Raw genomic sequence first — 25,293 nt, 5'->3', positions numbered from 1 at the left:
GAACGAAGGCCGACAGCATGTCTCGATACCCCAATCCGGGCGCCGGGCACGACCCGTTGATCGCCTCGATGGTGGCCGGACTGCCCGCCCGCCAGCAGCCCCGGTGGCCCGACCGCTCCCTCCTCGCGCCGGTGCACGACCGGCTGGCCCGGGAGTCCCCGCTGGTCTCGTACGCGAGCGTCCGCGATCTGCGCGCGCTGCTCGCGCGGGCCGCCGAGGGCGAGTTCTGCCTCATCCACGCCGGTGACTGCGTGGAACTGACCACCGAGTGCCGACCACGCGATGTGGAGCGCAAGGTGCGGATGCTCGACGTGCTCGGCGACGTCATGCGGACCAGTTCCGGGCTGCCCGTCGTGCGCGTCGGGCGGATGGCCGGGCAGTTCGCCAAGCCCCGTTCCGACGACTGGGAGACGGGGCCGAACGGCCGGCTGCCGGTGTTCCGGGGACCGGTCGTCAACGCCCCGGACGCCTGCGAGGACGCCCGGACCCCCGACCCCTCCCGCGTCGTCGCCGGGCTGGAGGCCGCCCGCTGCGCCGTCACGGCCCTCGACCGGCTCGGGCGCGGCGAGGGCGCGGCACCCGAGGACCGGGTGTGGACCAGCCACGAGGCGCTCCTGCTCGACTACGAACTCCCGCAGGTACGGCGGCACGCCGACGGCGGCAGCTACCTGGCGTCCACGCACTGGCCGTGGATCGGCGAGCGGACCCGGCAGGCCGACTTCGCGCACGTGCGGCTGATGGCCGAGCTGGACAACCCGGTGGCCTGCAAGATCGGGCCGGAGGCGACGGTCGACGAGGTGCTGGACGTGTGCGCGGTGCTCGACCCGCACCGCACCCCGGGCCGGCTCACCCTCATCGCCCGGTTCGGCGCGGACCGGGTCGCCGGGCTGGCCCCGCTGGCGCGGGCCGTCCGACAGGCCGGGCACCCGGTGCTGTGGATGTGCGACCCGATGCACGGCAACACCGTCAAGACACCCGACGGGCTGAAGACGCGCCGGCTCGACGCGATCATGTCCGAGATCCGGCAGTGCGTGGACGTCCTGGCGGAGACCTCGCAGCGCTGCGCAGGCCTCCACCTGGAGGCGTCCCCCGACGACATCTCCGAGTGCGAGGGCGCGGGCTGCGTCCCGGTGCGCGGTCCGGGCTACCGCAGCCTGTGCGACCCGCGGCTGAGTCTGGTCCAGGCCGTCGCCGCCGCCGCGCACTGGCGGCTGCCCGTGGGAGCGGCGGCATGAGGACGCCCACGACCGCCACCGCCGGGGCGGAGGCCGACGGCGCGCTGCTGCCGCCGCCGGGCCGTCCGTTCGCGGTGCTCCACCGCCCCGGCGCCGACCGCGAGGCCCCGGTGGAGATCCTGAGCGGCCCGGTACGGCGCGCCGACGACCTGGACGCCCTCGGCCTGGACCGGCGGGGGGCGGCGGGCCGCACCGCAAACGGCTCGGACGGCACGGAGACCCTCGTCCTCGCCCCCTACCGGCAGATCCGGGAGCGCGGCTTCGCACACCCCGACGACGGCGAGCCGCTGCTCGCCATGGAGGTGCGCGAGCACCGGCGGATTCCGCTCGACCGGCTGCTGGAGTGGCTGCCGGACCGGGCGCCGCGGGTGGAGGAGACCCGCTTCGACATCGACGACGAGGGGTACGCGGCGGCGGTGGACGACATCGTCCACCGCGAGATCCACCGCGGCGAGGGCTCCAACTTCGTGCTGGCCCGCAGTCTGCACGGCAGGATCCGCGCCTTCGACCGGTCGGCGGCGCTCGCCGTGCTGCGCGGGCTGATGACGGCGGAGACCGGCGCGTACTGGACGTTCCTGTTCTTCACCGGGGACCGGTACCTGATCGGTTCCACCCCGGAGCAGCAGGTGCGGGCACGGGGCGACCGGGTGGAGATGAACCCGATCAGCGGGACCTACCGCTACCCGCGCACCGGCGCGGACCTGCCGGGGCTGCTGCGCTTCCTGCGCGACCCCAAGGAGACGGACGAGCTGTACATGGTCGTCGACGAGGAACTCAAGATGATGGCGACCCTGTGCGGCCGGGACGTGAGGGTCAGCGGTCCGTCCCTGAAGTGGATGTCCCGGCTCGCGCACACCGAGTACTACCTCTCCGGCCGCTCGGACCGCCCGCTCACCGAGATCCTGCGCACCACGATGCCCGCACCGACCGTGACGGGGAGCCCGGTGGAGAACGCCTGCCGGGTGATCGAGCGGTACGAGCCGCGCGGCCGGGGCTACTACAGCGGGGTCATCGCCCTGCTGGGCCGCGAGGGCGGGCAGCGGCGGCTGGACGCGGCGCTGATGCTGCGGACGGCGGACCTCGGGGCGGACGGCACGGTACGGCTGACGGCGGGGGCCACCGTCGTACGGGAGTCGGTGCCCGCGCACGAGACGGCGGAGACCACCGCCAAGCTGTCGGGCCTGCTGGACGCGCTGTCCGGGCGGCGGTCGGCGAAGGTGCCCGTCCCGGCACCCGCCGCCGGTCTGGCCGACGCAGGCCCGGTACGCGGCGCGCTGGCCGCCCGCAACGACGGGCTGTCGGCGTTCTGGCTCGGCGGGAGCGGTGCCGCGCCGGCCGCCCGGAGCGCCGCGGGCGCCGAGGTCACGATCGTCGACGCCGAGGACGGGTTCACGTCGATGCTCGCCTGCCAACTGCGGTCGCTGGGCTGCGCGGTGCGTCTGGTTCCGTGGCACCGGGCGGCGGGAGCGGCCGGTGCGGGCGGCGGGGTCGCCGCGGCGCCGGGCGTGGTCCTGCTCGGTCCGGGGCCGGGCGATCCGCGGGACGTGGCGAACCCCCGGGTGCGCGCCCTGCGGGCGACGGCCGCCGAGCGGCTCACGGCCGGTCTGCCGCTGGCGGCGGTCTGCCTGGGGCACCAGGTGGTGTGCACCCTGCTGGGGCTGCGGGTGGCCCGGCTGCCCGACCCGGCGCAGGGGCGGCGGCTGCGGGTCCCGCTGTGGGGCAGGCCGCGCCTGGCCGGTTTCTACAACAGCTTCGCCGCGAAGGCCGACGACGACTGGCTGTACCCGCCGTCCGGCGGCGGGCCCGTCCAGGTTCAGCGCGTCGGCGACGAGGTGATCGCGCTGCGCGGCCCGGCCCTGTCCACGATCCAGTTCCACGCCGAGTCGTTCCTGACCGAGGACGGCCCCGGCATCCTGGCCGACCTGCTGACCGGCGCCCTGGCACCGGCCGCGGCGGACCGGCCGGGCGTCCACGACAGCTGCGGGGCCGGTGTCCACGGAACCGGTCCCCGGGAGTCCAGGGGGACCCATGAACATGCCTGAGCGAGGGGGCGTGGACACCGCGCCCCGCCCCATCGACCCGCGTGCCCTGCGCAGTTGCATGGGCCAGTTCGCCACCGGGGTCACGGTGATCACCTGCCGCCGCGGCGACATCGTCCACGGCACGACGGTCAACGCGTTCACCTCGGTGTCGCTGGACCCGCCGCTGGCCCTGGTGGCGCTGGACCGGCGCAGCCGGGCGGGCGCGCTGCTGCGGGAGGACGGCGACTACGTCGTCAACATCCTCGACGCCGCGCAGCGCGACCTCGCCCTGCACTTCGCGGGGCGCCCGATGGCGGACCCGGTGCCGTGGGTGGACGAGGACGGGCCGCACCCGCGGCTGGCGGGCACGGTGGCCCACCTGGTGTGCCGGCCCTGGCAGGTCCACGACGGGGGCGACCACACGCTGCACATCGGGAGCGTCGAGGAGTTCGAGAGCCGCCCGGGCCGGCCGCTGCTGTTCCACGGCGGCGCCTTCCCGGAGCTGGCGCCGGACGACTTCGCCGTCGCCTGGTCGCTGTGCCTGGACGGCATGGACCCGGTGGCGCACCTCCCGGTACACGACGAGACCGAGAAGACAGGGGACTGACACACATGACGGACACGACGCACACCGCGGGAACGGCGGGCGCCCCCGACCCGGGCACGCCCGACCCCAGCAGCCCCGGTCCCGGCACCCCCGGCGACGCACCACCGCGCCGCACGACCCGCCCGATGACCGGTGACGAGTACCTGGAGAGCATCCGCGACGGCCGGGAGATCTGGGCGTACGGGGAGCGGGTCGACGACGTCACCAAGCACCCGGCGTTCCGCAACACGGCGCGGATGACGGCGCGCCTCTACGACGCGCTGCACGACCCGGAACACCACGACACGCTGACCACGCCCACCGACACCGGCAGCGACGGCTTCACGCACAAGTTCTTCCGGGTGCCGCGCAGTGTGGAGGACCTGGCCGGGGACCGGGACGCGATCGCCCGCTGGGCCCGGATGACCTACGGCTGGATGGGCCGCAGCCCGGACTACAAGGCGAGCTTCCTCGTCACTCTGGGCGCGGACCCGGAGTACTACGGGGAGTTCGCGGACAACGCCCGCCGCTGGTACGCGGAGGCGCAGGAGCGGGTGCTGTTCTGGAACCACGCGGTGATCAACCCGCCCGTGGACCGGAACCGGGCGCCGGACGAGGTCGGCGACGTGTTCGTGCACGTCGAGAAGGAGTGCGACGACGGCCTGGTGGTCAGCGGGGCGAAGGTGGTGGCCACGGGGTCGGCGCTGACCCACTTCAACTTCGTGGCGCACTACGGACTGCCGGTGAAGAAGAAGGAGTTCGCGCTCGTCGCGACTCTGCCGATGGACGCGCCGGGGGTGAAGCTCATCTGCCGCCAGTCCTACGAACTGGCCGCGAGCCGGATGGGCAGCCCGTTCGACTACCCGCTGTCGAGCCGACTCGACGAGAACGACACCGTCTTCATCCTGGACAAGGTGAAGATCCCCTGGGAGAACGTCTTCATCTACGGCGACACCGCGAAGGCCGGGACCTTCCTGAACACCTCAGGGTTCACGCACCGGCTGACCTTCCACGGGGTGACCCGGCTCGCGGTGAAGCTGGACTTCCTGGCCGGTCTCCTGCTCAAGGGGCTGGACGTGACCGGGACGAAGGATTTCCGGGGTATCCAGACCCGGGTGGGCGAGGTGCTCGCCTGGCGGAACATGTTCTGGGGTCTCAGCGACGCGATGGCGCACAATCCGAACGCCTGGCACGACGGCGGCCTGCTGCCGAACCTGGATTACGGCATGGCCTACCGCTGGTTCATGACGATCGGATATCCGCGCGTCCGTGAAATCATTCTCCAGGACCTCAGCAGCGGACTCATCTACTTGAACTCACACGCCAAGGACTTCCAGAACCCCGAACTCCGTCCGCATCTGGACCGGTACATGCGGGGGTCGAACGGATATGACTCGGTGGAGCGGGTCAAGCTGATGAAGCTGATCTGGGACTCGGTGGGCACGGAGTTCGCGGGCCGGCACGAGCTGTACGAGCGCAACTACTCGGGCAACCACGAGAACGTGCGTATCGAACTGCTGATGGCCCAGACGGCGTCCGGCCTGGTCGACGGGTACCGGGGCTTCGCCGAGGAGTGCATGGCCGAGTACGATCTGGACGGCTGGACGGCGCCGGACCTGATCGGGCCCGACCAGGCATGAGCGGCGGGGCGCAACGGCGACGGGGGCGACGGGCGGCCGGTGTCCGGTCCGCCGCCGCCCCCGGGGGGCCGCCCTCCCGCCGGGCGTCAGGGCCGGCCGGGCGCCTCGTGCCGGTCGCCCGGGTCGGGCAGGATCACGGCCAGGGTGAAGCCGTCGTACCCCTTGGCGCCCACCGTCTGGATCGTGGTGGCGCTGACCCGGGGCTCGGCGGCCACCATCTCGTGGAACCGCCGCATCCCGCGGACGCCGCCGTCGGGGTTGCCGGCGTCGGCGACCGCTCCGCCGAGCACGACGTTGTCGACGACGATCACGCCGCCGGGCCGGGAGAGGTCGAGCGCCCACGTGAAGTACTCCGGGGTATCGGCCTTGTTGGCGTCGATGAAGACCAGGTCGAACGGCTTCTCCCCGGCCTTCGCGAGATCCGGCAGGATGTCGAGGGCCCGGCCCACGCGCTGGTCGACGCGGTCGGCGACGCCGGCCCGCGCCAGGTGGCCGGCGGCGGTCTCGGCGAACGAGCGCTCCCACTCGATGGTGACCAGCCGTCCGCCGGGCGGCAGGGCGCGGGCGAGCCAGATGGAGCTGTACCCGCCGAAGGTGCCTATCTCCAGAATGCGCTCGGCACGCTGGACGAGGGCCAGCACATGCAGCAGCTTCCCCTGGGAGCGGGAGACCCCGATATCGGGGAGGTCGAATCCGATGTGTGCCTGGGCGGCGGCGGCCAGTGCCGGGTCCTCGTCACCGAGAACCGTGTCGAAGTAGCCGTCCACCGCGCTCCACTGATTTTGTGTCATGAGCCCAGTGTTCCCCGTGGGGAAGAAATTCGGCACCCGGAGGCAAGAAATCCGAGAAAATCGGCGGATTCACGTCGTCCCCATATCGGCGCCGGTTAGTCGACCGGATTTCCGGGAAATCGCCAGCCTGGACGAGAAGAAGCCCGAACGAGAAAAGAATGCCCTTCGATCCCTCCTGCCATGATCGCAACGAGAGGAGCGCAGTATCTTGCCCCGAACCGGGACCACGACCGAGCGACCGACGGAACTCCCTCTCGATCTCGTACCGGAGCTGCACCACGTCGGAGTGCAGACGGACGACCTCGACAACTGCGCCGCCTGGTACGAGGAGTTCTTCGGCTGCCGGACCAACTGGACGCTGGACACCTTCTCCGACCTCACGCGGAGCCGCCTGCCCGGCATCACCCGGCTGACCGAGGTGATGGTGGCGGGCCTGCGCTTCCACCTCTTCGAGCGCACCGGGCACGACGGCGCCGTCCCCGGCGCCAACACCCGCCAGTTCCAGCACGTCTGCCTGGCCACCGGCTCCCCCGAGGAGCTGCGGGCCTGGCGCGAACGCTGGGTCTCGCTGTACGAGTCCGGCCGCTTCACGTTCGCCGGTGACGAGAAGCCCACCGACATCGTCATCGACGCGGACGGCGTCCAGAGCTGCTACGTCCTGGACGTCAACGGCCTGGAGTTCGAGTTCACCTATGTACCGCCAGGAGGAGACCGATGAGCACCCGCGTCCATCGCACCGTCACCGAACTGCCGGTGCCCGACGGCTGGGACTTCGGGGACTTCCCGTACGGGCTCGAGCCGCTGACCCTGCCCGAGCCGCCGGCGCCGGGGACCGAGACCGGGATATCCGACGTGCTGCCCGCGGACGAGTCCCTCGTCGAGCGCGGCGGCCCGTGCCCGCGGACGGGCCCGGCCCTCGCCGCCGAGGACATCTCCCACCAGCTGTTCTGGTTCCGCTGGATCACCGGCCACCAGGCCACCTTCGCGATCTGGCAGTTGACCGCGCACGCCCTGCACCAGGCCCGCTCGCGCTCCGACCCCGCGCCCTCCCTGCGGGCGATGACACACCTCACCGACGCCTACACCGCGATGCTGCTCTACACGAGCTCCTGCCCCGCCGACGTCTACGGCACGGTCATCCGGCCCAGCATGTACCTCCAGCACCGGAGTTTCAGCGGGACCTGGGCCCCCGACTTCGTCCCCGTGCGCTCGCTGCTGCGGGGGAAGAAGACCGAGTGGGAGAAGACGCCCGAGGCCGAACGGCTGAAGAAGGCGGTGCGGATGTACCACACGGTGCACGCGGGGGTCGCGGCCAAGCTGGTGCCGGGCGGCCGTTCGCTGCTCCAGGAGTCGGCCGCGGAGGTCACACCGACCCGCCCCGAGACCCAGGCGCTGCTCTACGACCACTACTTCCTGACCCTGCGGGCGCCGGTCGACGCGACGGAACTGGTCGGCCAGTTACGCAGCCGGCTGCGCGCCATCTCCCTGGACGTGGCCACCAACGGCCTCTACCCGGGCCTCACCGCGCAGGAGGACGCCGCCTTCCCCGAGGAGCTGCGCGGCGAGGAGGTACGGCGCTGCGAGGAGGACTTCGCCACCGTCCTGAGCCGGATCGACGTCGCCGCCCGGCAGCTCAGGCCGAGGGTGCTGCACCCCAGCGCGCCCTGACCGGACGGCACCCGACGCAACCGAGGAGGAGTACGCGTGCGGCACGGAGTGGTGATCCTGCCCGAGCAGCGCTGGTCGCGGGCGCGCGGCCAGTGGGTCCTGGCCGAGCGCCTCGGCTTCGACCACGCCTGGACCTACGACCAGTTGATGTGGCGGTGGCTGCGGGACGAGCCCTGGTTCGCCTGCGTCCCCGTCCTGGCCGCCGCCGCGTCCGTCACCTCGCGGATCACGCTGGGCACGATGGTCGCCACGCCCACCTACCGCCACCCGGTGACGCTGGCCAAGGAGGTGATGTCGCTGGAGGACGTCGCCGGGGGCCGTTTCGTCTGCGGCCTCGGCGCGGGGGCGGGCGGTCTGGACGACCGGGTGGTGGACCCCACCGAGCGGACCCCGCGGCAACGCGCGGACCGTTTCGCCGAGTTCGTCGAGGCACTGGACCGGCTGCTCACCGAGCGGGCCGCCTCGTACGCGGGCGAGCACTACGCCTTCGACGAGGTCCCGGTGAACCCGGGGTGCCTGACGCGGCCGCGGGTGCCGTTCGCCGTCGCCGCGACCGGGCCGCGCGGGATGCGGCTGGCGGCCCGGCGGGCGGACACCTGGGTGACCGCGGGGCCCCCGGGCCGCTTCGACGCCCTGCCCTACGAGAAGGCGCTACCGGACATCGCACGCCAGCTGGCGGAACTGGACGCCGCCTGCGCCGCGACCGGCCGCGACCCGGCCACGCTGAACCGGCTCCTGCTGACCGGCGCCCTGGTCGGCGGGGTGCTCGACTCCGTCGAGTCCTACCGGGACGCGGTGGGCCGCTTCGGGGAGCTGGGCATCACCGACCTGGTGGTGCACTGGCCGCGCGCCTCCTTCCCCTATCAGGGGGACCCGCGCGTGCTGGAGGCAGTCGCCGAGGAAGTGCTGCTCCCCGGCCGGGAAGCGGCGACGGAGACCGTTCCCGCGACGGCTCGGACGAGCGGAGAAGGGGAGGGACGATGATCGCGTACGAGATCGTCGACATGTTCACGGACACCCCGTACGGCGGCTGCGCGCTCGGCGTGGTCCCGGACGCGACGGGGCTCTCGACCGCCGACATGCTGGCCGTCGCCCGGGAGATCGCCCTCACCGAGACCGCGTTCGTGGTGCCGCCCCGCCTGCCGGGTTCGGCGTACGGGGTGCGGGTGATGACCCCGGCCGGGGAGTCGCCGTTCGGCGGCCACAGCGCGGTGGGCACCGCGAGCGCGCTGGTGCGCGCCGGGCGGCTGGCGGCCGGTGAGGCGGTGCAGGAGTGCGGCGGGCGGCAGCTCGCCGTGACCGCCGGCGCCGACGGATCCGCCCTGTCCGTCGCGAGCGAGCCGCTCCTGCGGCCGGAGTGGGACCCCGGCCCGCTGCTGGCGGCGTGCGGTCTGAGCGCCGCCGATCTGTCGGGGACACCGCGCCTGACCGGCTTCGGACCGGCGTTCCACGTCCTGCCGGTGCGAGCGGAGGCCCTGGCCCGCGCCTCGGCCGACCTCACCGATCCGGTCTGGGCGGACTGCGAGGACGCGGTGCTCGTCGCCCACGACCCCGCGAGCCGGACCGCCCGCGTCCGGGTGTTCGCCCCCGGCTACGGCATGCCCGAGGACCCCGCCTGCGCATCGGCCGCCCTGGGGCTGGGCGCCTGGCTGGCGCAGGAGAAGGCGCTGCCCGGCACCGACGGCCGCCATGCCTACCAGGTCCGCCAGGGCGAGGGCCTCGGCCGTCCGGCCACCCTCTCCTGCACCGTCGACCTGACCGAGGGCCGGGCCACCGCCGCTACGGTCCACGGCCGGGTCACCGCCACCGCCTCCGGCCGGTTGACGCCACCCGGGCGGCCCTGAGCACCCGACCACCTACGCGGTACGACCGTACGACCAGAAAGGGACTTCCAGGTGCTCTTCCGACCGGAACTGCACGGCACCCGCGGTGCCGTCGCCTCCACCCACTGGCTGGCCTCCACGGCAGGCATGTCCATGCTGGACCGCGGCGGCAACGCCTTCGACGCCGCGACCGCCGCCGCCTTCGTCATCCAGGTGGTGGAACCGCATCTCAACGGGCCCGGCGGCGACGTGCCGATCCTCGCCCACCGCTCCGGGACCGGCTCGGTCGACGTCGTCTGCGGGCAGGGCCCGATGCCCGCGGCGGCGACCGTGGAGGCCTTCACCGGGCGGGGCCTGGCCGTGATTCCCGGTTCCGGGCTTCTGCCGGCCGTCGTCCCCGGCGCCTTCGGCGCCTGGCTCCGGCTGCTGAAGGAGTACGGCACGCTGCCCCTGGAGGACGTGCTGGAACCCGCGATCGGGTACGCGGAGCACGGCTACCCGGTGCTGCCCAAGTGCGCCGCCATGATCGGCGCGCTCACGGAGCTGTTCCGCGACACCTGGACGGAGTCGGGCCGCACCTACCTGCGCAACGGCGTCGCCCCGCGCCCCGGGGAGCGGGTCACCAACCCGGCGCTGGCCCGCACCTACCGGCGGCTGCTCGTCGAGGCGAAGGCGTCGGGGCGGGACCGCGAGGGGCAGATCGACGCGGCGACGGAGGCGTTCTACACCGGCTTCGTGGCGGAGGCGATCGACACCTATCTCGCCAAGGCCGAGGAGATGGACTCCACCGGGCGGCGCAACGGCGGCCTGCTCACCGGCGCCGACCTCGCCGCGTGGCGACCGCACCTGGAACGGCCCCTGAGCCTCGTCCACCGGGGCCTCACGGTGCACAAAGCGGGCCCCTGGTCGCAGGGCCCGGTCTTCCTCCAGCAGCTCGCCCTGCTGGCCGACGCCGACCTCGCCTCGACGGGCCCGGAGAGCGCGGCGTACGTCCACACGGTGGTCGAGGCCGCCAAGCTCGCCTTCGCCGACCGCGAGGCCTGGTACGGCGACCCGGACCACGCGGACGTACCGGTCGACGCCCTGCTGGACCCGGCCTACACCGCCACCCGGCGCACGCTGCTGGGCGCCGAGGCCTCGCACGAACTGCGGCCGGGGCGGCCCACCGGGCGGGAACCGCTGCTGCCTCCGCTGCACGACGCGAGTTCCGCGCCGGCGGACCCGGCCTGGCTGGGCGAACTGGAGCAGGGCATCCCGGCGATCATGAAGCTGACCGCCGCGACCGGTGACACCTGCTGCGTCAGCGCCACCGACGCCGTCGGCAACATGGTGGTGGCGACGCCCAGCGGCGGCTGGCTGAAGAGCTCGCCGGTGGTGCCGGGGCTGGGCTTCCCGCTGGGCACCCGGGGACAGATGGCGACCCTCTCCCCCGGCCACCCCAACACGGTGGCGCCGGGCAAGCGCCCGCGCACCACGCTCAGCCCGACCATGGTGCTGCGGGACGGGCAGCCGTACCTGGCGTTCGGGACGCCGGGCGGCGACCAGCAGGACCAGTGGACGCTGAGCTTCTTCCTGCACCAGACGGAGCACGGGATGAGCCCGCAGGCGGCGGTCGAGGCGCGCACCTTCCACACCGACCACGTGCCCACGTCGTTCGCCCCGCGCCGGTTCCGCCCGGGGACCGTGGTGCTGGAGGGCGGCTGGCCCGCGGAGGAGGTGGAACTGCTGCGGCGGCTGGGGCACCGGGTGGAACTGGTGGCCGACTATTCGCTCAGCAAGGTGTGCGCCACCGGTCTGACCGGGGACGGGCTGGTGCTCGGCGCGGCGAGTCCGCGCGGTGCGCAGGCGTACGCGGTCGCGGGGTAGAAGTGGAGGCGTAGGGAATGGTTTCCGGAGGGAAACCACCCGTTCCACTGCGGAAGGTGCTGACATGGCGGCTCACCGGAAGAACCACGCCGAGGACTTCATCGTGCTGGGCGAGGCCCGGCAGAACAATCTCAAGGGCGTCGACCTGCGCATCCCGAAGGGGAAGCTGACCGTCTTCACCGGGGTCTCGGGGTCGGGGAAGTCCTCGGTGGTCTTCGACACCCTGGCGATCGAGTCGCAGCGGCAGCTCAACGAGACCCTGCCGGCCTTCGTCCGCCACCGGATGCCGAAGTACGAACGTCCGGACGCGGAGGTGATGGAGAACCTCTCCACGGCGATCGTCGTCGACCAGCGGCCGGTCGGCGGCAACGCCCGCTCCACGGTCGGCACGATGACCGAGATCCTGCCCATGCTGAGGGTGCTGTTCTCCCGCGCGGGCACGCCCAGCGCCGGTCCCTCGCACATGTACTCGCCGAACGACCCGCGCGGCATGTGCGAGGAGTGCCAGGGCCTCGGCACGACGGTCCGGCTGGATCTGGACAAGCTGCTCGACGAGGACAGGAGCCTCAACGAAGGGGCCATCCGCTTCCCGTCCTTCGCGGTCGGCACCTTCCAGTGGCAGCTCTACGGCGAGTCCGGCCTCTTCGACCCCGACAAGCCGTTACGCGACTTCTCCGCGAAGGACCGCGAACTGCTGCTGCACGGCAAGGGGTTCACCGTCGACCGGGCGGGCCGCAACGGCGTCTACAAGAACGAGTACGAGGGGATCGTCGAGCGCTTCACCCGCCGCTACATCACCCCCGGCCTCGACAACGCGAAGAGCAGGGAGCGCGAGGAGATCGAGCGGGTGGTGACCCAGGGGCCCTGCGCCGTCTGCCACGGCGGACGGCTCAACAGGGCCGCCCTCGCCTCACGCATCGACGGCGACTCCATCGCGGACTTCTCGGCGATGGAGATCAGCGACCTCATCGAGCGGCTGGCGCGGATCGACGCGCCCGCCGTCAAGCCGGTGGTGACGGGGGCGCGGGCCGCGCTGGAACGCATCCGGTCCGTCGGGCTCGGCTACCTGAGTCTCGGGCGGCAGACCAGGACCCTGTCCGGCGGCGAGGCCCAGCGGCTGAAGATGGTGCGGCACCTGGGCAGCAGCCTCACCGGGCTGACGTACATCTTCGACGAGCCCAGCGTCGGTCTCCACCCGCGCGACGTGCGGCGGATGAACGAGATCCTGCTCGCCCTGCGCGACAAGGGGAACACCGTGCTGGTCGTGGAGCACGACCGGGACGTCATCGCGATCGCCGACCACGTCGTCGACATGGGGCCGGGGGCCGGCCGCGACGGCGGCGAGGTCACCTTCGAGGGCACCCCGGCGGGACTGCGCCGGTCGAGCACCGTGACCGGGAAGCAGCTCCGGAGCCTGACCGGGCTGAAGGAGGAGGTCCGCTCCCCCACCGGCAGGCTGACCGTCCGGGCGGCCAGGCTGCACAACCTGCGGGACGTCACGGTCGGCTTCCCCACCGGGGTGCTGACCGCGGTGACCGGCGTGGCCGGTTCCGGCAAGAGCACCCTCGTGTCGAAGGTGTTCACCGCCCGGTACCCCGAGGCGGTGGTGATCGACCAGTCGTCGGTGGGCATCTCCGCGCGGTCCAACCCGGCGACGTACACCGACATCATGGACAGCCTGCGCCAGCGCTTCGCGCGCGCCTCGGGCGAGAAGCCGGGGCTGTTCAGCTTCAACTCGGAGGGCGCCTGCCCGGAGTGCAAGGGCAAGGGCGTCATCGAGACCGACCTCGCCTTCATGGACCCGGTCACCACCGTGTGCGAGCGCTGTGACGGCCGCCGGTTCAACGACGAGGCGCTGCGTCACACCGTGCGCGGCCGGACGGTCGTCGACGTCCTCGCCATGACCGCCGAGGAGGCGTCGGACTTCTTCGACGACGCGCCCGTACGGCGCAAACTGGCCCTCCTCACCGAGGTCGGGCTCGGCTACCTCACGCTGGGCCAGCCGCTGTCCACGCTCTCCGGCGGCGAGCGGCAGCGGCTGAAGCTGGCGCGCCGCCTCAAGGAGACGGGCACCGTCTTCGTCTTCGACGAGCCGACCACCGGTCTGCACATGAGCGACACGCGCCGGCTGCTGGACCTCTTCGACCGGCTCGTGGACGACGACAACACGGTGCTCGTGATCGAGCACGACCTCGACGTGGTCAAGCACGCCGACTGGGTCGTCGACCTCGGTCCGGAGGCCGGCAGCCAGGGCGGCCGGGTGGTGTTCGAGGGCACCCCCGCCGAGCTGGCCCGGTCGAAGGACTCGCACACGGGCCGCAGCCTCGCGGCGGACCTGCGGGCCGCCGCGAAGAGCACCGCGTCCTGAATCGCCCTGAGCCGCGCAGTCCCGGGAACGCAACAGAAGGAGTCCGCCATGCCTCTCATCCGCGTCACCCTGCTGGAGGGCCGGTCGCCGCAGGAGGTGGCCGCCCTCGGCCGAGCGCTCACCGCCGCGGCGCGGGAGACCCTGGGCACCCCGGCCGAGGCCGTCCGGGTGATCGTGGAGGAGGCGCCGCCGGACCGCTGGTTCGTGGGCGGCCGGTCGGTGGCCGAGCGGCGCGCCTCCTCGTGACCCGCCCCGGGCCCGCCGGGGCGGCCGGGCCCGCCGCTTCAGCGGACGGTGGTCCCGCGCGTGCGGCTGTCGGCGCGCGCGAAGCGGTCCCGGACCCGTTCGACGCGCTCCGGGGACCAGGACGCGAGGTCGTCGCGGGTGAGCCGGCCGCTGCGGGTGATCAGGTGGGCGGTGAACGCCTCCGGTTCGAGGTCGGCGTACTGCCCCAGTTCCTCGAACCACTCCTGGCTGGTCCGCGCGGTGCGCTGCATGGCCGCCACCTCGGGCATGCGCGCGGCCTCGTAGGCGGCGAGGGCCTCGGGGACCGACCCGTGGTCGTCCAGGGCCAGGGCGAGGGCCAGGCCGTCCTCCATGGCCAGCCGGGTACCCGAGCCGACGGAGAAGTGGGTGGTGTGCGCGCTGTCCCCGACGAGGACGACGCGGCCATGGCTCCAACGCCGGTTGCGGACGGAGACGAAACGCCCCCGGCGCGACCGGTTGGTCCGCAGCCCGTGGCCGTCCAGGACGTCGGCGAAGAGCTCCGCGAGCCGGTCCGTGTCGGTCCTCCCGGTGCCGTCCGGCGTACCGGCGTCGCCCTCGGTGAACCCGGCCGCCTCCCACACCTCGTCGGCGCCCTCGGCGATGAAGGTGCTGAGCCCGGGTGCGTAGGGGTAGGCGTGGGCGTGCAGCGTGCCGTGCTCGGTCTCGGCGACGGCGAAGGTCAGGGCGGTGAAGGCCCGTTCGGTGCCGAGCCACAGGTAGCGCGAGCCGCGCCGGGTCGTCTCGGTGCCGAACTCCTCCCGACGGGCCTCGCGGGTCGCGGAGTTGACACCGTCGGCGGCCACCACCAGGTCGTGGGTCCGGGCCAGCACGTCCGCCGCCGGGGCGCGGCTGCCGTGGCGGACGGTCACGCCGAGGTCGGCGCAGCGGACGCGCAGCATGGCGAGCAAGGCGCGGCGGCCGATCGCCGAGAAGCGGTAGCCGCCGTTGCTTGTGGTGCGGCCCCGGTGGTGGACGTCGATCCTCGACCAGTGGGCGCACTCGGCGCCGAGCGCGGTGAACAGCGGGGGGTCGGCGGCCTCGATGCCGCCGAGCGCCCCCTCGGAGAAGACCACGCCGAAGCCGAAGGTCTCGTCGGGGGCGTTCACCTCCCAGACGTCGATCTCGCTTCCCGGCCGCAGCCGTTTGACGAGCGCGGCCGTGTAGAGGCCGCCGGGTCCGGCTCCGATGATCGCGATTCGCATGACACCTCACGGGGACTCGGTCGAGTGACGGGGTGGCGTTCGGTGGGCGTCAAGTGGCCACTCCGACGGGCTACTTATTGCCCGTCAGGCCAAAAGTATTATCCGTTTGGAAACCAATTGCCGCACCGGGCCTCCGCCGTGCGGCCGATCGGGAGGGAGAACGGCCGATGACGCCGACGCCGGACGCGCGCGTGCTGGAGCGGCTGTACGGGGCGGACGCGCCGCCTTTCGCGCTTCTGCGCAGGCAGCGCCACGACAGGCGCGAACCCGCCCCGGTGGAGCTGCTGTTCGGGGAGGCGGAGACCGTACGCTCGCTGGACGAGGCCGGTCCGCCCGGCGCCGCCCCGGGGCCGGGCCTGCTGGCCCTGCTGCCCTTCCGGCACCTGGCCGGCCACGGCCTGCCGTGCCACGACGACGGCACCCCGCTGCGCGTCCTGCGGGTCCGCGAGCACCACGTACTGCCGACGGAGGCGTTCACCGCGCGCCCCCTCGGCGGGGCGCGCCCGCCGGTGGCGTGGCAGGACGCGGGGTTCACGACGACCGACGCCCGGTACGAGGAACTGGTGAAGGAGTTCGTCGCGTCGGACGCGGCCCGGGGCGGGCTGAACGTCCTGCTGCGCCGGGACTGGACCGCTCGGCTGCCGGGGTTCGGGCCCGCGGTGGCGGTGGAGCTGTTCCGGCGGCTGCTGACCGCGGAGTCGGGCGCGTACTGGACCTTCGTCGTCCACACCGGCGGCGAACGGCCGGTCACCCTGGTGGGCGCGACCCCGCAGGGACATGTCGGTGTCGAGGGCGGCCGGGTGGTGATGAACCCGCTGTGCGGCACGTACCGGCGTCCGCCGGACGGGCCGCGCGCCGGGGAGCTGCTCCCCTTCCTGGCCGACCGCAAGGAGGCCGAGGAGCTGGCGACCACGGTGGACGCGGAGCTGGCGGTGCTGTGCGGGCTGGCGGGGCCGGGGGTGCGGGTGGAGGGGCCGTTCCTGCGCGGGATGGCCCATCTGCTGCACACCCAGTGCCGGATCAGCGGGCCCGCGGCGTCCGGGGCCCGGGAGACCCTCGCGCGGGCCCTGTTCGCCTCGACGGTGGTGGGCAGCCCGTACGCCGGGGCCTGCCGGGCGATCCGCCGGCACGAGACGACCGGCCGCGGTTACTACGGCGGTCTCCTCGCGCTGATCGGCCGCGACGAGGCGGGCGCGGAGGAGCTGGACTCGGCGGCGGTGATCCGGACCCTGGTCGTTGACCACAGGGGCGGGGCGCGGCTGTCGGTGGGCGCCACCGTCGGCGGCCGGTCCTCCCCCGAGTCCGAGGCGGCCGAGACCCGGGTCAAGGCCCGTGCCGTGCTGACCGCCCTGACGACGCGACCGCCCGCCGAGCAGCCGCGCACCCCCGCCGCACCGGACGCCGACGAGGCCGTACGGGACGCGCTGGCCCGGCGGCACGCGGCGCTGTCGTCGTTCTGGACGGAGGGAGCCGCCGCCCCGCCCGCGGGTGCCTCCCCCGTGCTCGTGCTCGACCCGGGCGGCGACGGCCCCGCCGGTCCGGCGGCCCTCGTCCACCTGGTGACCGCGGTGCACGGCCCCGCCGAGGTGGTCCGCCACGACGCCCCCGGCGCGGCCGACGCCCTGGTCCGGCACCCGGGGCCCGTGCTGCTGGCGTCCGGGCCGGGCCGACCCGACGACCCGGACGGTCCGCGGATGGCGGCGCTGCACCGGGCGGCGGCGTCCCTGGTCAGGGAGCGGCAGCCCGGCGGCCCCCCGGTCGCCGGTGTGGGCCTCGGCTTCCAACTCCTGGCGCTGGCCGCCCTGCCGGACGCCCGGGTCGTGCCCAGGACCGGCGGCGCCGGGCTGGCCCGGCAGGTCGAGGTCTTCGGCCGGCCGCTCACCGCCGCCTTCCCGAACGCCCACGCGATCGTGTCCGGCCCGGACGGCCGGGAGCTGATCGTGCTACGCGAAGGGGCCGTGCGCGGCGTGCAGTTCTGCCTGGAATCGGTCCTGACCACCGACGGGGCGGGGGTGCTGCGCCACCTGCTCGGGTGACCTCCCCCGGCCCGGCCGGCGGCAGGTTCAGGACGCGTCGGCCACCGCACCGAGTTCCACGAGGGTGCGGGCCGCAGACTCCAGGGCGAAGGTCATCGAGCCGCCGTTGGGTTCGAACCCGGCGTGGTCACCGGCGAAGTGGATCCGCCCCTCGGGCCTGCGGATCACCGGCATCAGGGCGCTGTGCCCGCGCTCGGGGAGGATGTACGCGCCCTCGGCGTACGGGCGTTGGTCCCAGCAGACGGACGTGCCGGTCTCGAAGTGGTCGCGGGCGCCCGGCAGCATCCGTTCGACCTCGGCGAGCACGAAGTTCAAGCGCTCCTCCTCGGTCATGACCGACACCGCCCGTGCCCGCCATCCCGTCATGAGGCACTCCAGGATCTTGCGGGGGCCCGGGAGCTGGGGCGTGGCGTCGCGTATCCACCGTATGGGCAGGTCGGTGGAGAAGCTGGCGTTGCGCTGCGGCCAGAACTGGCGGCGCATCTGGAGGTAGACCCGCACGACGGAGGAGTACTTCACCCGGCGCATCACGTCGTGCTTGGCGTCGGTGAGGCCCGCGTCGGTGAAGTCGATGTGCCGGATCGCGCTGAACGGGACGGTGACGACGACCCGTTCGGCCTCGAGGGTCTCCATGCGGCCGTGGGAGAGGAAGACGACCCGGGCCCGCTCCGCGTCCTGTTCGACGCGGACCACGGGACGGCGGTAGTGGATCCGGCTCTTGAGGCGCTCGGCGAAGGCCTGCGGGAAGCGGTCGGTGCCGTCCTTCACCTTGGCCCAGCGGGGGTCGGCGCTGCTCAGCGAGTGCGGACTCGCCTCGTGGCGCAGCCAGGACAGCGCGGACGCCGTCTTGAGGTCGCCGCCGCGCATCTCCAGGAAGAGGGGTTCCATGAGGTCGATGGCCGCCTGCGAGGCGCCCCGGTCGGTGAGGACCTCGTGCACGGACAGGTGGTCGTAGGGGGCGAGGCGCTGGGTGACCGCCCAGTCGGGGGCGTTGAGGTCGGGCTGGAGGCCGTCGCTGACGGCCGAGACGTACCGCTCGATCATGCCCCCGACGCCGAGGTCCTTCTCGTGCGGGTGCAGGTCCAGCCCCGCGCCCGCCACCGACCCCGGGTCGGGGGTGAAGAAGCGGCCCTTCGCGAAGTAGGAGAACGTGGTGTCGAAGAGGTCGGCGGTCTCCGTCTCGACGCCGAGTTCCCGCAGGTAGTGCATGGCGTAGTGGCAGTGCGGGGTGAGCGTCATCGCGCCGGCCTCGGCGTGCAGCCCGTCGGCGAACGGCGCCCGTAACGTGTACGCGCGCCCACCGGGCCGTTCGGACGCTTCCAGGACCGTCACCTCGCAGTCCCGAGCGGCGAGTTCGTGGGCGACGGCCAGCCCGGCGAGTCCGGCGCCGACGACGACGGCGGACCGCGGGGGCCGCAGCCCCGGCAGTCCGCTGTCGAAAGCACGGCGTACTTCCGTCTGGGTGGCTTCCCGCATGGCGTGCTCCGTTTCCGTAGTCCGAGGGTTCGACGGCTCTGTGGTGCGGTGGTGCGATGGCCGAACACGAGTCCCTCCGGTGCTCTTTGCTCGTCTACCACCTGCCGCCGGGGCCATGTTTCGGCCGGCCCACCTTTGCGGAGCCCGGCCGGGCGGAGCGGCCCGCGGCTCACGGCCGTCCGGCCCGCCTCCTCCGCTGCCCTCGGCTACGCCACGGACGAGGTCACCGGACCCCAGCCGTCTCCCGGCGGCCGTCGGTGATGGTGGCGGCGGCCGGTTCGGCGCGGCTCCCGGCAGACGGGTCGCTGCCGCGCACGGCCACTGCCACGGCGGCCACGACCATGGGCAGGGCGGTCAGCAGCGCGGTGGTGCGCAGGCCGCTCGCGGACAGCAGGGCGGCGATCAGCGGCGGCCCGAAGGCGCCGCCCGACTTGCTGACCGCCGCTGCCCAGCCCCCGGCGGTCCCGCGGATGGCGGTCGGATAGATCTCCGCGGTGTACGGGCCGAGGAGGGCGATGACCCCCGAGGTGCCGACGAGCAGTCCCATCACCGCTGCGAGCGTCGCGAAGCGGCCGCCCGACGGGCCCACCACCGCGACCGCCACGAGGGCACCGGCCGTGACGGCCGCGTAGACGACCATGGTGCCCCTGGCGGACCAACGGGCGTACAGCCAGGAGGCGATCACGCAGGTCGGGACGGACAGCAGGGACGACAGGAAGAGCAGTGTGGCCGCGGACATGCCGCCGTGCTGCCCGGAATCGTCGAGGAGCGTGGGGAGGAAGGTGACGAAGCCCCAGTAGACCAGGCCCCAGGCGAGCGCGTACCCGCTGACGATCAGAGTCCGGCCGGTGTGCGGGCGCCGCAGCAGCGCGGACATCGGCGGAGGCTGTGGGCGTCCCCGGGAAAGGGTGTATGCGGCCGACTCCGGTATCCAGTGGTTCAGGCCGATCAGCACCAGCACCAGCGGCAGTTGGGCGAACCACAGCACCCGCCAGCCGGCGAGCGGAATGAGCACGGCGGCAAGGCCGGAGGCGGCCATGTAGCCGCCGGTGGTGGTGAGTCCGGCCTGCATCACCATGACGAAGGCGCGCCGTCCCGGCGGCAGCGTCTCGGTCATCAGCGCGTAGACGACCGGCAGCATGCCGCCGGCCGCCAGGCCCATGAGAAAGCACATGACCAGGGTTCCGCCGAAGGTCGGCATCGCTCCGCACACGGTGGTGCCGAGGAACAGCAGGGACGCGGTGAGGATGGTCGCCCTGCGGCCGACGCGATCCGCCGCGCGCCCCCACACCAGCGATCCGACGACCGTGCCCGTCAGCGCGATGGCCGGCAGCCATGCCACCCGGGACGCCGACAGGCCGTACTCGGCGCGCATCCCGGGCTCGATGAAGGCCAGGGTGGCGGGCTTCATCTGGTCCACCATCAACGCGAAGGACAGGATTGCGATCACCCGCCGCCTGGAGACGGTGGGACCGGTGCGGGGCGCGCCGGCCGCGACGGTCCCGACTCCGTCGACCCGGCCGCCCGGCACCAGTGCCCATCCCGAGGCGAGCACACCGACCGTGATGGCCGCCATGGCGGCCCACATGAACGGGTCCATGGGCATCATCGACACTTTGAAGTGCATGGGCGCGGCGGCTGCGAACATCCACACGTGCTCGCCGACCCCGGCGCAGGTGAGGACCACACCCGCCCAGAAGAGAAAGGGCCTCGGGATGAACGGCCGGGCGGGCCGGGTGGCCGCCGGAGTCTCGCGGCCGACTGCGCCCACGGTCACAGGCCCCCGGGTGCGGCGAGCGCCTCTCCGGCGCTCGGGACGTCGGCCGCGGACACTCCGGCCTCGGACGTCCCGGTCTCGGACGTCCCGGTCTCCTCCATGGTGAAGATCGGTCCCATGCCGGCGATCCCGGATATGAGAGCGACGAATCCCTTACGGGGGGAACGGAAGACCTCGGAGTTGGCGATGGCCGCCGCACGCTCGAAGTAGTCCTCGCGGTCGCGCTGCTGATCGTAGAAGAACAGCACATAGTCGAGAATGGCCTCGGCGAAGTCCCGGCTTCCCGCGGCGTACCGGCTGAAGACGCGCTCCTCCTGGCCGGGGTCCTTGAGGTAGATCCCGATGGCCTGGGCCAGCGGCACCGCGCACAGCATGCCCAGGCAGACGCCGCTGGACAGCAGCGGGTCGATGAAGCAGGAGGCGTCGCCCACCGTCACCCACCCGGGTCCGTAGAACTCGCGGGACATGTACGACCAGTCCCTGCTGGTGCGGAAGTCGCTGCTCGGGGTCCCCGGCGCCAGCAGGTCACGCATGTACGTGGTCTGCGCGAGCTTCTTCTCGAAGAGCTCGGCGTGGTCGAGGCCTTCGAGGCGGATGTCCTCGGTCGGCGCGACATAGCCGACGCTCAGCAGGGACTCGCCGAGCGGAATTCCCCAGAACCAGCCGTCGTCGTTGCCGACCTTCTCCACCATGATGTTGCCGTGTGCGTCGCCCTCCATGCGCTTGCAACCGGTGTAGTACCGCCCGATGGCGAGGTTGCGCAGCTGTCCGTTCCAGTCCACCTCGGTGAAGCGGCGGGCGATGGTCCTGGCCTGTCCGGACGCGTCCACGACGATGCGGGCGGTCGCCTCGCGCAGCTCCCCGTCCTTGGTGTACCGCACGCCGGTCACCCGGCCGTCCACGACGATCGCCTCGCGCACGGTGGCTTCCTGCTCGACCACGCAGCCCAGTTCGGCGGCCCGGTCGAGCAACAGCTCGTCGAACCGGTCACGGTGTACGTGGTACGAGTACTCGTACGCGCCCGCCTCGCGGAAACTGACGCTCCACAGGCCCCGTTCGCGCCCCCACACCAGGCTGATGCCGTATTTGCGCTCGAAGCCCATCGCGTCGAGGCGCTCTGTGAGACCCAGCTGTTCGATGACACTGAGCATGCCGGTGATCATCGACTCCCCGATGTGGAAGCGCGGGAACCTCTCGCGTTCCAGCACCAGCACCCGGTGGCCCGCCTGGGCCAGCAGACCGGCCGTGGTGGCTCCGGTCGGTCCGCCACCGACCACCACTGCGTCGTAGTCCGTCGTCGAGCCGGCGTGAGTCATCGGGACTTCCTCTCGTAGGGGATCTTCTCCGTCAGGGACGGAGAGAGGTCGGGTGCCGTCCGTATGCCGTGTTCGCGGCGGAGCGCGGAGCGGGCGGCGAGATAGCCGCACATGCCGTGCACGCCGGGGCCCGGCGGCGTGGAGGCCGAGCACAGGTACACCCCCGGCAGCGGGGTGCGGTAGGGATCGAGCCGGGGGGCCGGGCGGGCCACGGCCTGGTACAGGTTCATGGCGCCGGACCCGATGTCGCCGCCGACGTAGTTGGGGTTGTACTTCTCGTACTCCGCCGCCGAGACGCCCCGGGCGGCGATGACCGTGTCGGTGAAGCCGGGCGCGTACCGTTCGATGCGGCCTTGGACGAGACGCAGCGGGTCGCGGGTGTCACCGTGGGGGACGTGGGCGTACGCCCAGACCGGCCGCTTGCCCGGGCGGGCGCGGCCAGGGTCGTTGACGGCCGGATCGACGACGAGGACGAACGGTTCGCCGGTGGCGACGCCCTGTTGGGTCAGCGTCTCCTGTCGGAACATGGCCGCCTGGTCACCGCCGATGTGCACGGTCCCGGCCCCGCCGACCTCGGGATTGGCCCACGGGATCGGGCCGGACACGAGGAAGTCGGCCTTCGCCGCGCCCGGCCCGTAGCGGAACCTGGCGAGGCTGCGCGCGTAGCGCACGGGCAGCGCGTCCCCGGCGAGGGTGAGCAGGCCGCGGGCGCTGATGTCGAGGAGCACGATCGGGTAGCCGGCCAGTTCGGTGAGGCGGTGCACCTCGTGCCGGGTGTGAAAGGTGCAGCCATGCGCGAGGAGGTCGGCCGTCAGGGCGTCGGCGATACGCGCGCTGCCGCCGCGGGGCACGCACCAACCGCTGCTGTGCGCGAGGTGGCCCAGCAGCATGGCGACCGCCGCCGCGCTGTGACTGGGCAGCTTTCCGACGGCGTGCGCGGCCACTCCGGTGAGCAGGGACCGGGCCTCCTCGGTGCTGAACGCCAATCGTGTGGTGAGGCGCGTGCCATGGCGCAGTACGCGTCCGGCCAGGGCCAGCGCGGCCGGAACGTCCGACGGGAGGGACCGTTGTCCGGAGAGCATCAGGTCGACGACCCCGCGGCTGTGCTCGACCAGCGGCGCCATGAGCCGGCGCCATCGCGTTCCGTCGACGCCGAGCCGCTCGACGGTGGCGTCGAGATCGTGGTGGACGAGGCCGGCCCGTCCCGCGTCGAGCGGGTGTGCGTAAGGGATCTCGGGTTCGATCAGGTGCACGCCGTGCGCGGCGAGGTCGAATTCGCGGAAGAACCGTGAGGCGGGGGCCATGGGATGGACCGCCGAGCAGATGTCGTGGTCGATGTCCCTGTCGAACAGCGGCTCGCTGCGCAGCCCGCCGCCCACCGTGTCGGCGGACTCGAACAGGTCCACCGTCAGCCCGGCGCGGGCCAGCGTCACGGCGGCGGACAGTCCGTTGGGGCCGGTGCCCACGACAGCCGCGTCGGCGCGGCTCACCCGGCGGCCCGCGCCGGCATCGGTGCGGGTGTGAGCTGCTGGGTGGCCAGCCTGCTGTACAGGCCGTCGGACGCCAGGAGTTCGGGGTGACTCCCCGTGGCGCGGACTCGGCCGTCCTCGATGACGATGATCTGGTCGGCCGCCATGACCGTCGAGATGCGGTGCGCGATGACGACGACGGCGCACTCGCGCGCCATGCCGTCGATGCTCTCGCGGAGCCGGGTCTCCGCGTCGCTGTCCAGATGCGCGGTGGCCTCGTCGAGCAGAACCACGCGTGGACGCTGCAGGAGGGTCCGGGCGATGGACAGACGCTGTCGCTCTCCGCCGGACACACCGGAGCCGAGTTCGCCGAGTTCGGTGTCGAGGCCGCCGGGCAGCCGTTCGATGACATCGCTGAGGGCTGCCAGTTCGACGGCCCTGGCGATGGCGGCGTCGTCGGCGTCCGGACGGGCGTAGGTCAGGTTGTCCCGGACGGTGCCCCGTAGCAGCGCGTTGTGCTGTTCTACGTAGCCGACGGTCGTCCGTATCTGCTCCAGCGGCAGGTGCGCCAGGTCGACCCCGCCCAGCCGGACGGTGCCCTGCCACGGACGGTGGAATCGTTCGATGAGCTGGAAGAGCGTGGTCTTGCCCGCACCTGACAGGCCGACGACCGCGGTCACCCCGCGCTCCGGCACGGAGAACGACACATCGTCGATGACGGGGTCCGCGGCCGCGTCCCCGTAGCCGAACGAGACGTGCTCGAAAGTGACGGCCGGCCCGGGCCGGGTGCGGACGGGCGGTGGGGCGACCGTCTCCTCCTGCTCGATCGAGGCCAGTTCGTCCACGCGGCTGATCGCCGCGCGGCCCTGCTGGAACTGCCCGATGGACATGAAGAGCAGTGCGAGCGGCGAGACCAGGTAGAACAGGTACATCACGAACGCGGTCAGATCCGCCATCGTCATCGCACCGGTCGCCACCCGTGACATGCCCCATCCGACCACGGCGGCGAGCGATATCTGGGTCCCGACGTTGATGCTGGGGGTGAGCATGGCCGACAGGGCACTGACCCGGATTCCGGAACGGCGCGCGAGGTCCGCGACCCCGCTGACGTCATCGGTCTCCCGCTGCTCGGCGCGGGACGCCTTGACCGTGCTCATCGCTCCCATGACCCGCTGCAGCCTGGAGCCGAATACGCCGGTGTCCTCCCGGTTGCGTACCGCGGCCCGCCTGACCTGACGGGCCATGAGCAGGGAGCACACGCTGGCCGCTCCGAGGCAGCAGACCGTCACCACCAGCAACCGCCAGTCGAGCCACCCCATGAGCGTCAGGCCACCCGCCACCATGAACGTCGAGGTGACGATCTGGGCCAGCGACTGGGAGAGCGAGACGCGAGCCAGGGAGGTGTCGGTGACCATCCGCGTGAACACATCGCCGTGGTCGAGCCGCCGGAACGCCGACATGTCGGAGCGCAGCAGCCTGGCCGTGAGCCCGCAGCGCATGTCGTACACGATGTTCTCGCCGGCCCTTCCGATCAGGTACGCGTGCGTCCCGGACAGGGCGGCGTCGGCACAGAAGAGGGCGACTATGAAGATCAACGGCCACACCAGAGAGGCGTGCGTGGCGACTGCCGTGATCAGCCGGCCGATCAGCATGGGCTGCGCCAGCGAGGCGGCGGCCCCGAGCAGCCCCAGAAGGATTCCGGTCACCAGAGTCATCAGGTGCCGTCTCGCTATTTCGCGAACCGTCATATCA

General features: G+C 72.8%; 19 protein-coding genes. 12 read left to right on the top strand and 7 right to left on the bottom strand.

All coding sequences use genetic code 11. From position 1 onward, the window contains the following. Positions 1-17 precede the first annotated feature (17 nt). The 4 genes from ACFY93_RS11140 (at position 18) to ACFY93_RS11125 (ending at position 5,482) form a co-directional block, all read left to right on the top strand. Positions 18-1,235 carry a 3-deoxy-7-phosphoheptulonate synthase gene (locus ACFY93_RS11140; RefSeq protein WP_391356146.1) on the top strand — a complete coding sequence of 406 codons (1,218 nt, stop codon included), beginning with the start codon at positions 18-20 and terminating at the stop codon, positions 1,233-1,235. Further along, positions 1,232-3,277: a chorismate-binding protein gene (locus ACFY93_RS11135; RefSeq protein ID WP_391356144.1), complete on the top strand. Its 2,046-nt coding sequence runs from the start codon at positions 1,232-1,234 to the stop codon at positions 3,275-3,277. Before ACFY93_RS11140 ends, ACFY93_RS11135 begins: the two co-directional genes overlap by 4 nt. Beyond that, positions 3,270-3,863, top strand: coding sequence for a flavin reductase (locus ACFY93_RS11130; RefSeq protein WP_391356141.1), 594 nt, complete (start codon positions 3,270-3,272; stop codon positions 3,861-3,863). The genes ACFY93_RS11135 and ACFY93_RS11130 overlap by 8 nt, the downstream gene beginning before the upstream one ends. Before the next feature lie 125 nt (positions 3,864-3,988). Further along, entirely contained in the window at positions 3,989-5,482 is a 1,494-nt protein-coding gene (locus ACFY93_RS11125; protein WP_391356248.1) for a 4-hydroxyphenylacetate 3-hydroxylase N-terminal domain-containing protein, read from the top strand. An 86-nt stretch (positions 5,483-5,568) separates the two neighbouring features. Here ACFY93_RS11125 and ACFY93_RS11120 read toward each other — a convergent pair whose 3' ends face one another. Then, complete coding sequence (locus ACFY93_RS11120; RefSeq protein WP_391356138.1) at positions 5,569-6,273, bottom strand: class I SAM-dependent methyltransferase; 705 nt, start codon at positions 6,271-6,273, stop codon at positions 5,569-5,571. A 208-nt stretch (positions 6,274-6,481) separates the two neighbouring features. On the opposite strand from ACFY93_RS11120, the gene ACFY93_RS11115 reads away from it, so the two are divergent. The 7 genes from ACFY93_RS11115 to ACFY93_RS11085 all read left to right on the top strand — a co-directional run bounded on the left by ACFY93_RS11115 (position 6,482) and on the right by ACFY93_RS11085 (position 14,244). Beyond that, positions 6,482-6,991: a VOC family protein gene (locus ACFY93_RS11115; protein WP_391356135.1), complete on the top strand. Its 510-nt coding sequence runs from the start codon at positions 6,482-6,484 to the stop codon at positions 6,989-6,991. Beyond that, complete coding sequence (locus ACFY93_RS11110; RefSeq protein WP_391356133.1) at positions 6,988-7,941, top strand: hypothetical protein; 954 nt, start codon at positions 6,988-6,990, stop codon at positions 7,939-7,941. The genes ACFY93_RS11115 and ACFY93_RS11110 overlap by 4 nt, the downstream gene beginning before the upstream one ends. 36 nt (positions 7,942-7,977) lie before the next feature. After that, positions 7,978-8,925 carry an LLM class flavin-dependent oxidoreductase gene (locus tag ACFY93_RS11105; RefSeq protein WP_391356131.1) on the top strand — a complete coding sequence of 316 codons (948 nt, stop codon included), beginning with the start codon at positions 7,978-7,980 and terminating at the stop codon, positions 8,923-8,925. Continuing rightward, the gene (locus ACFY93_RS11100; RefSeq protein ID WP_391356128.1) at positions 8,922-9,785 is read left to right on the top strand and encodes a PhzF family phenazine biosynthesis isomerase; all 864 of its coding nucleotides are present in this window, start codon (positions 8,922-8,924) and stop codon (positions 9,783-9,785) included. Before ACFY93_RS11105 ends, ACFY93_RS11100 begins: the two co-directional genes overlap by 4 nt. Positions 9,786-9,836: 51 nt before the next feature. Then, positions 9,837-11,630 (top strand): gamma-glutamyltransferase, encoded by a 1,794-nt coding sequence (locus ACFY93_RS11095; RefSeq protein WP_391356125.1) that lies wholly within the window; start codon positions 9,837-9,839, stop codon positions 11,628-11,630. 64 nt (positions 11,631-11,694) lie between these two features. Further along, entirely contained in the window at positions 11,695-13,998 is a 2,304-nt protein-coding gene (locus ACFY93_RS11090) for an ATP-binding cassette domain-containing protein (RefSeq protein WP_391356123.1), read from the top strand. A 48-nt stretch (positions 13,999-14,046) separates the two neighbouring features. After that, positions 14,047-14,244, top strand: coding sequence for a tautomerase family protein (locus tag ACFY93_RS11085; protein WP_391356121.1), 198 nt, complete (start codon positions 14,047-14,049; stop codon positions 14,242-14,244). Between the two features lie 38 nt (positions 14,245-14,282). Here the strand turns inward: ACFY93_RS11085 and ACFY93_RS11080 are convergent, their stop codons facing one another. After that, positions 14,283-15,467 (bottom strand): FAD-dependent monooxygenase, encoded by a 1,185-nt coding sequence (locus ACFY93_RS11080; RefSeq protein ID WP_391356118.1) that lies wholly within the window; start codon positions 15,465-15,467, stop codon positions 14,283-14,285. A gap of 167 nt (positions 15,468-15,634) precedes the next feature. Here ACFY93_RS11080 and ACFY93_RS11075 point away from each other — a divergent pair, with 167 nt between their 5' ends. Further along, positions 15,635-17,503 carry a chorismate-binding protein gene (locus ACFY93_RS11075; protein ID WP_391356115.1) on the top strand — a complete coding sequence of 623 codons (1,869 nt, stop codon included), beginning with the start codon at positions 15,635-15,637 and terminating at the stop codon, positions 17,501-17,503. 27 nt (positions 17,504-17,530) lie between these two features. Here the strand turns inward: ACFY93_RS11075 and ACFY93_RS11070 are convergent, their stop codons facing one another. The 5 genes from ACFY93_RS11070 to ACFY93_RS11050 all read right to left on the bottom strand — a co-directional run bounded on the left by ACFY93_RS11070 (position 17,531) and on the right by ACFY93_RS11050 (position 25,256). After that, a complete protein-coding gene (locus ACFY93_RS11070) occupies positions 17,531-18,979 on the bottom strand; it encodes an FAD-dependent oxidoreductase (protein ID WP_391356113.1) in 1,449 nt (482 codons plus the stop codon). A gap of 223 nt (positions 18,980-19,202) precedes the next feature. Next, positions 19,203-20,756 carry an MFS transporter gene (locus tag ACFY93_RS11065; protein WP_391356110.1) on the bottom strand — a complete coding sequence of 518 codons (1,554 nt, stop codon included), beginning with the start codon at positions 20,754-20,756 and terminating at the stop codon, positions 19,203-19,205. Next, the gene (locus tag ACFY93_RS11060; RefSeq protein ID WP_391356107.1) at positions 20,753-22,072 is read right to left on the bottom strand and encodes an FAD-dependent oxidoreductase; all 1,320 of its coding nucleotides are present in this window, start codon (positions 22,070-22,072) and stop codon (positions 20,753-20,755) included. Before ACFY93_RS11060 ends, ACFY93_RS11065 begins: the two co-directional genes overlap by 4 nt. Continuing rightward, positions 22,069-23,562: an FAD-dependent oxidoreductase gene (locus tag ACFY93_RS11055; protein WP_391356105.1), complete on the bottom strand. Its 1,494-nt coding sequence runs from the start codon at positions 23,560-23,562 to the stop codon at positions 22,069-22,071. Before ACFY93_RS11055 ends, ACFY93_RS11060 begins: the two co-directional genes overlap by 4 nt. Continuing rightward, complete coding sequence (locus ACFY93_RS11050; RefSeq protein WP_391356103.1) at positions 23,559-25,256, bottom strand: ABC transporter transmembrane domain-containing protein; 1,698 nt, start codon at positions 25,254-25,256, stop codon at positions 23,559-23,561. The genes ACFY93_RS11055 and ACFY93_RS11050 overlap by 4 nt, the downstream gene beginning before the upstream one ends. Positions 25,257-25,293 lie beyond the last annotated feature (37 nt).

The organism is Streptomyces sp. NPDC008313 (assembly GCF_042956125.1).
Classification (GTDB): domain Bacteria; phylum Actinomycetota; class Actinomycetes; order Streptomycetales; family Streptomycetaceae; genus Streptomyces.
This window is presented reverse-complemented; position numbering and strand designations above follow the sequence as displayed.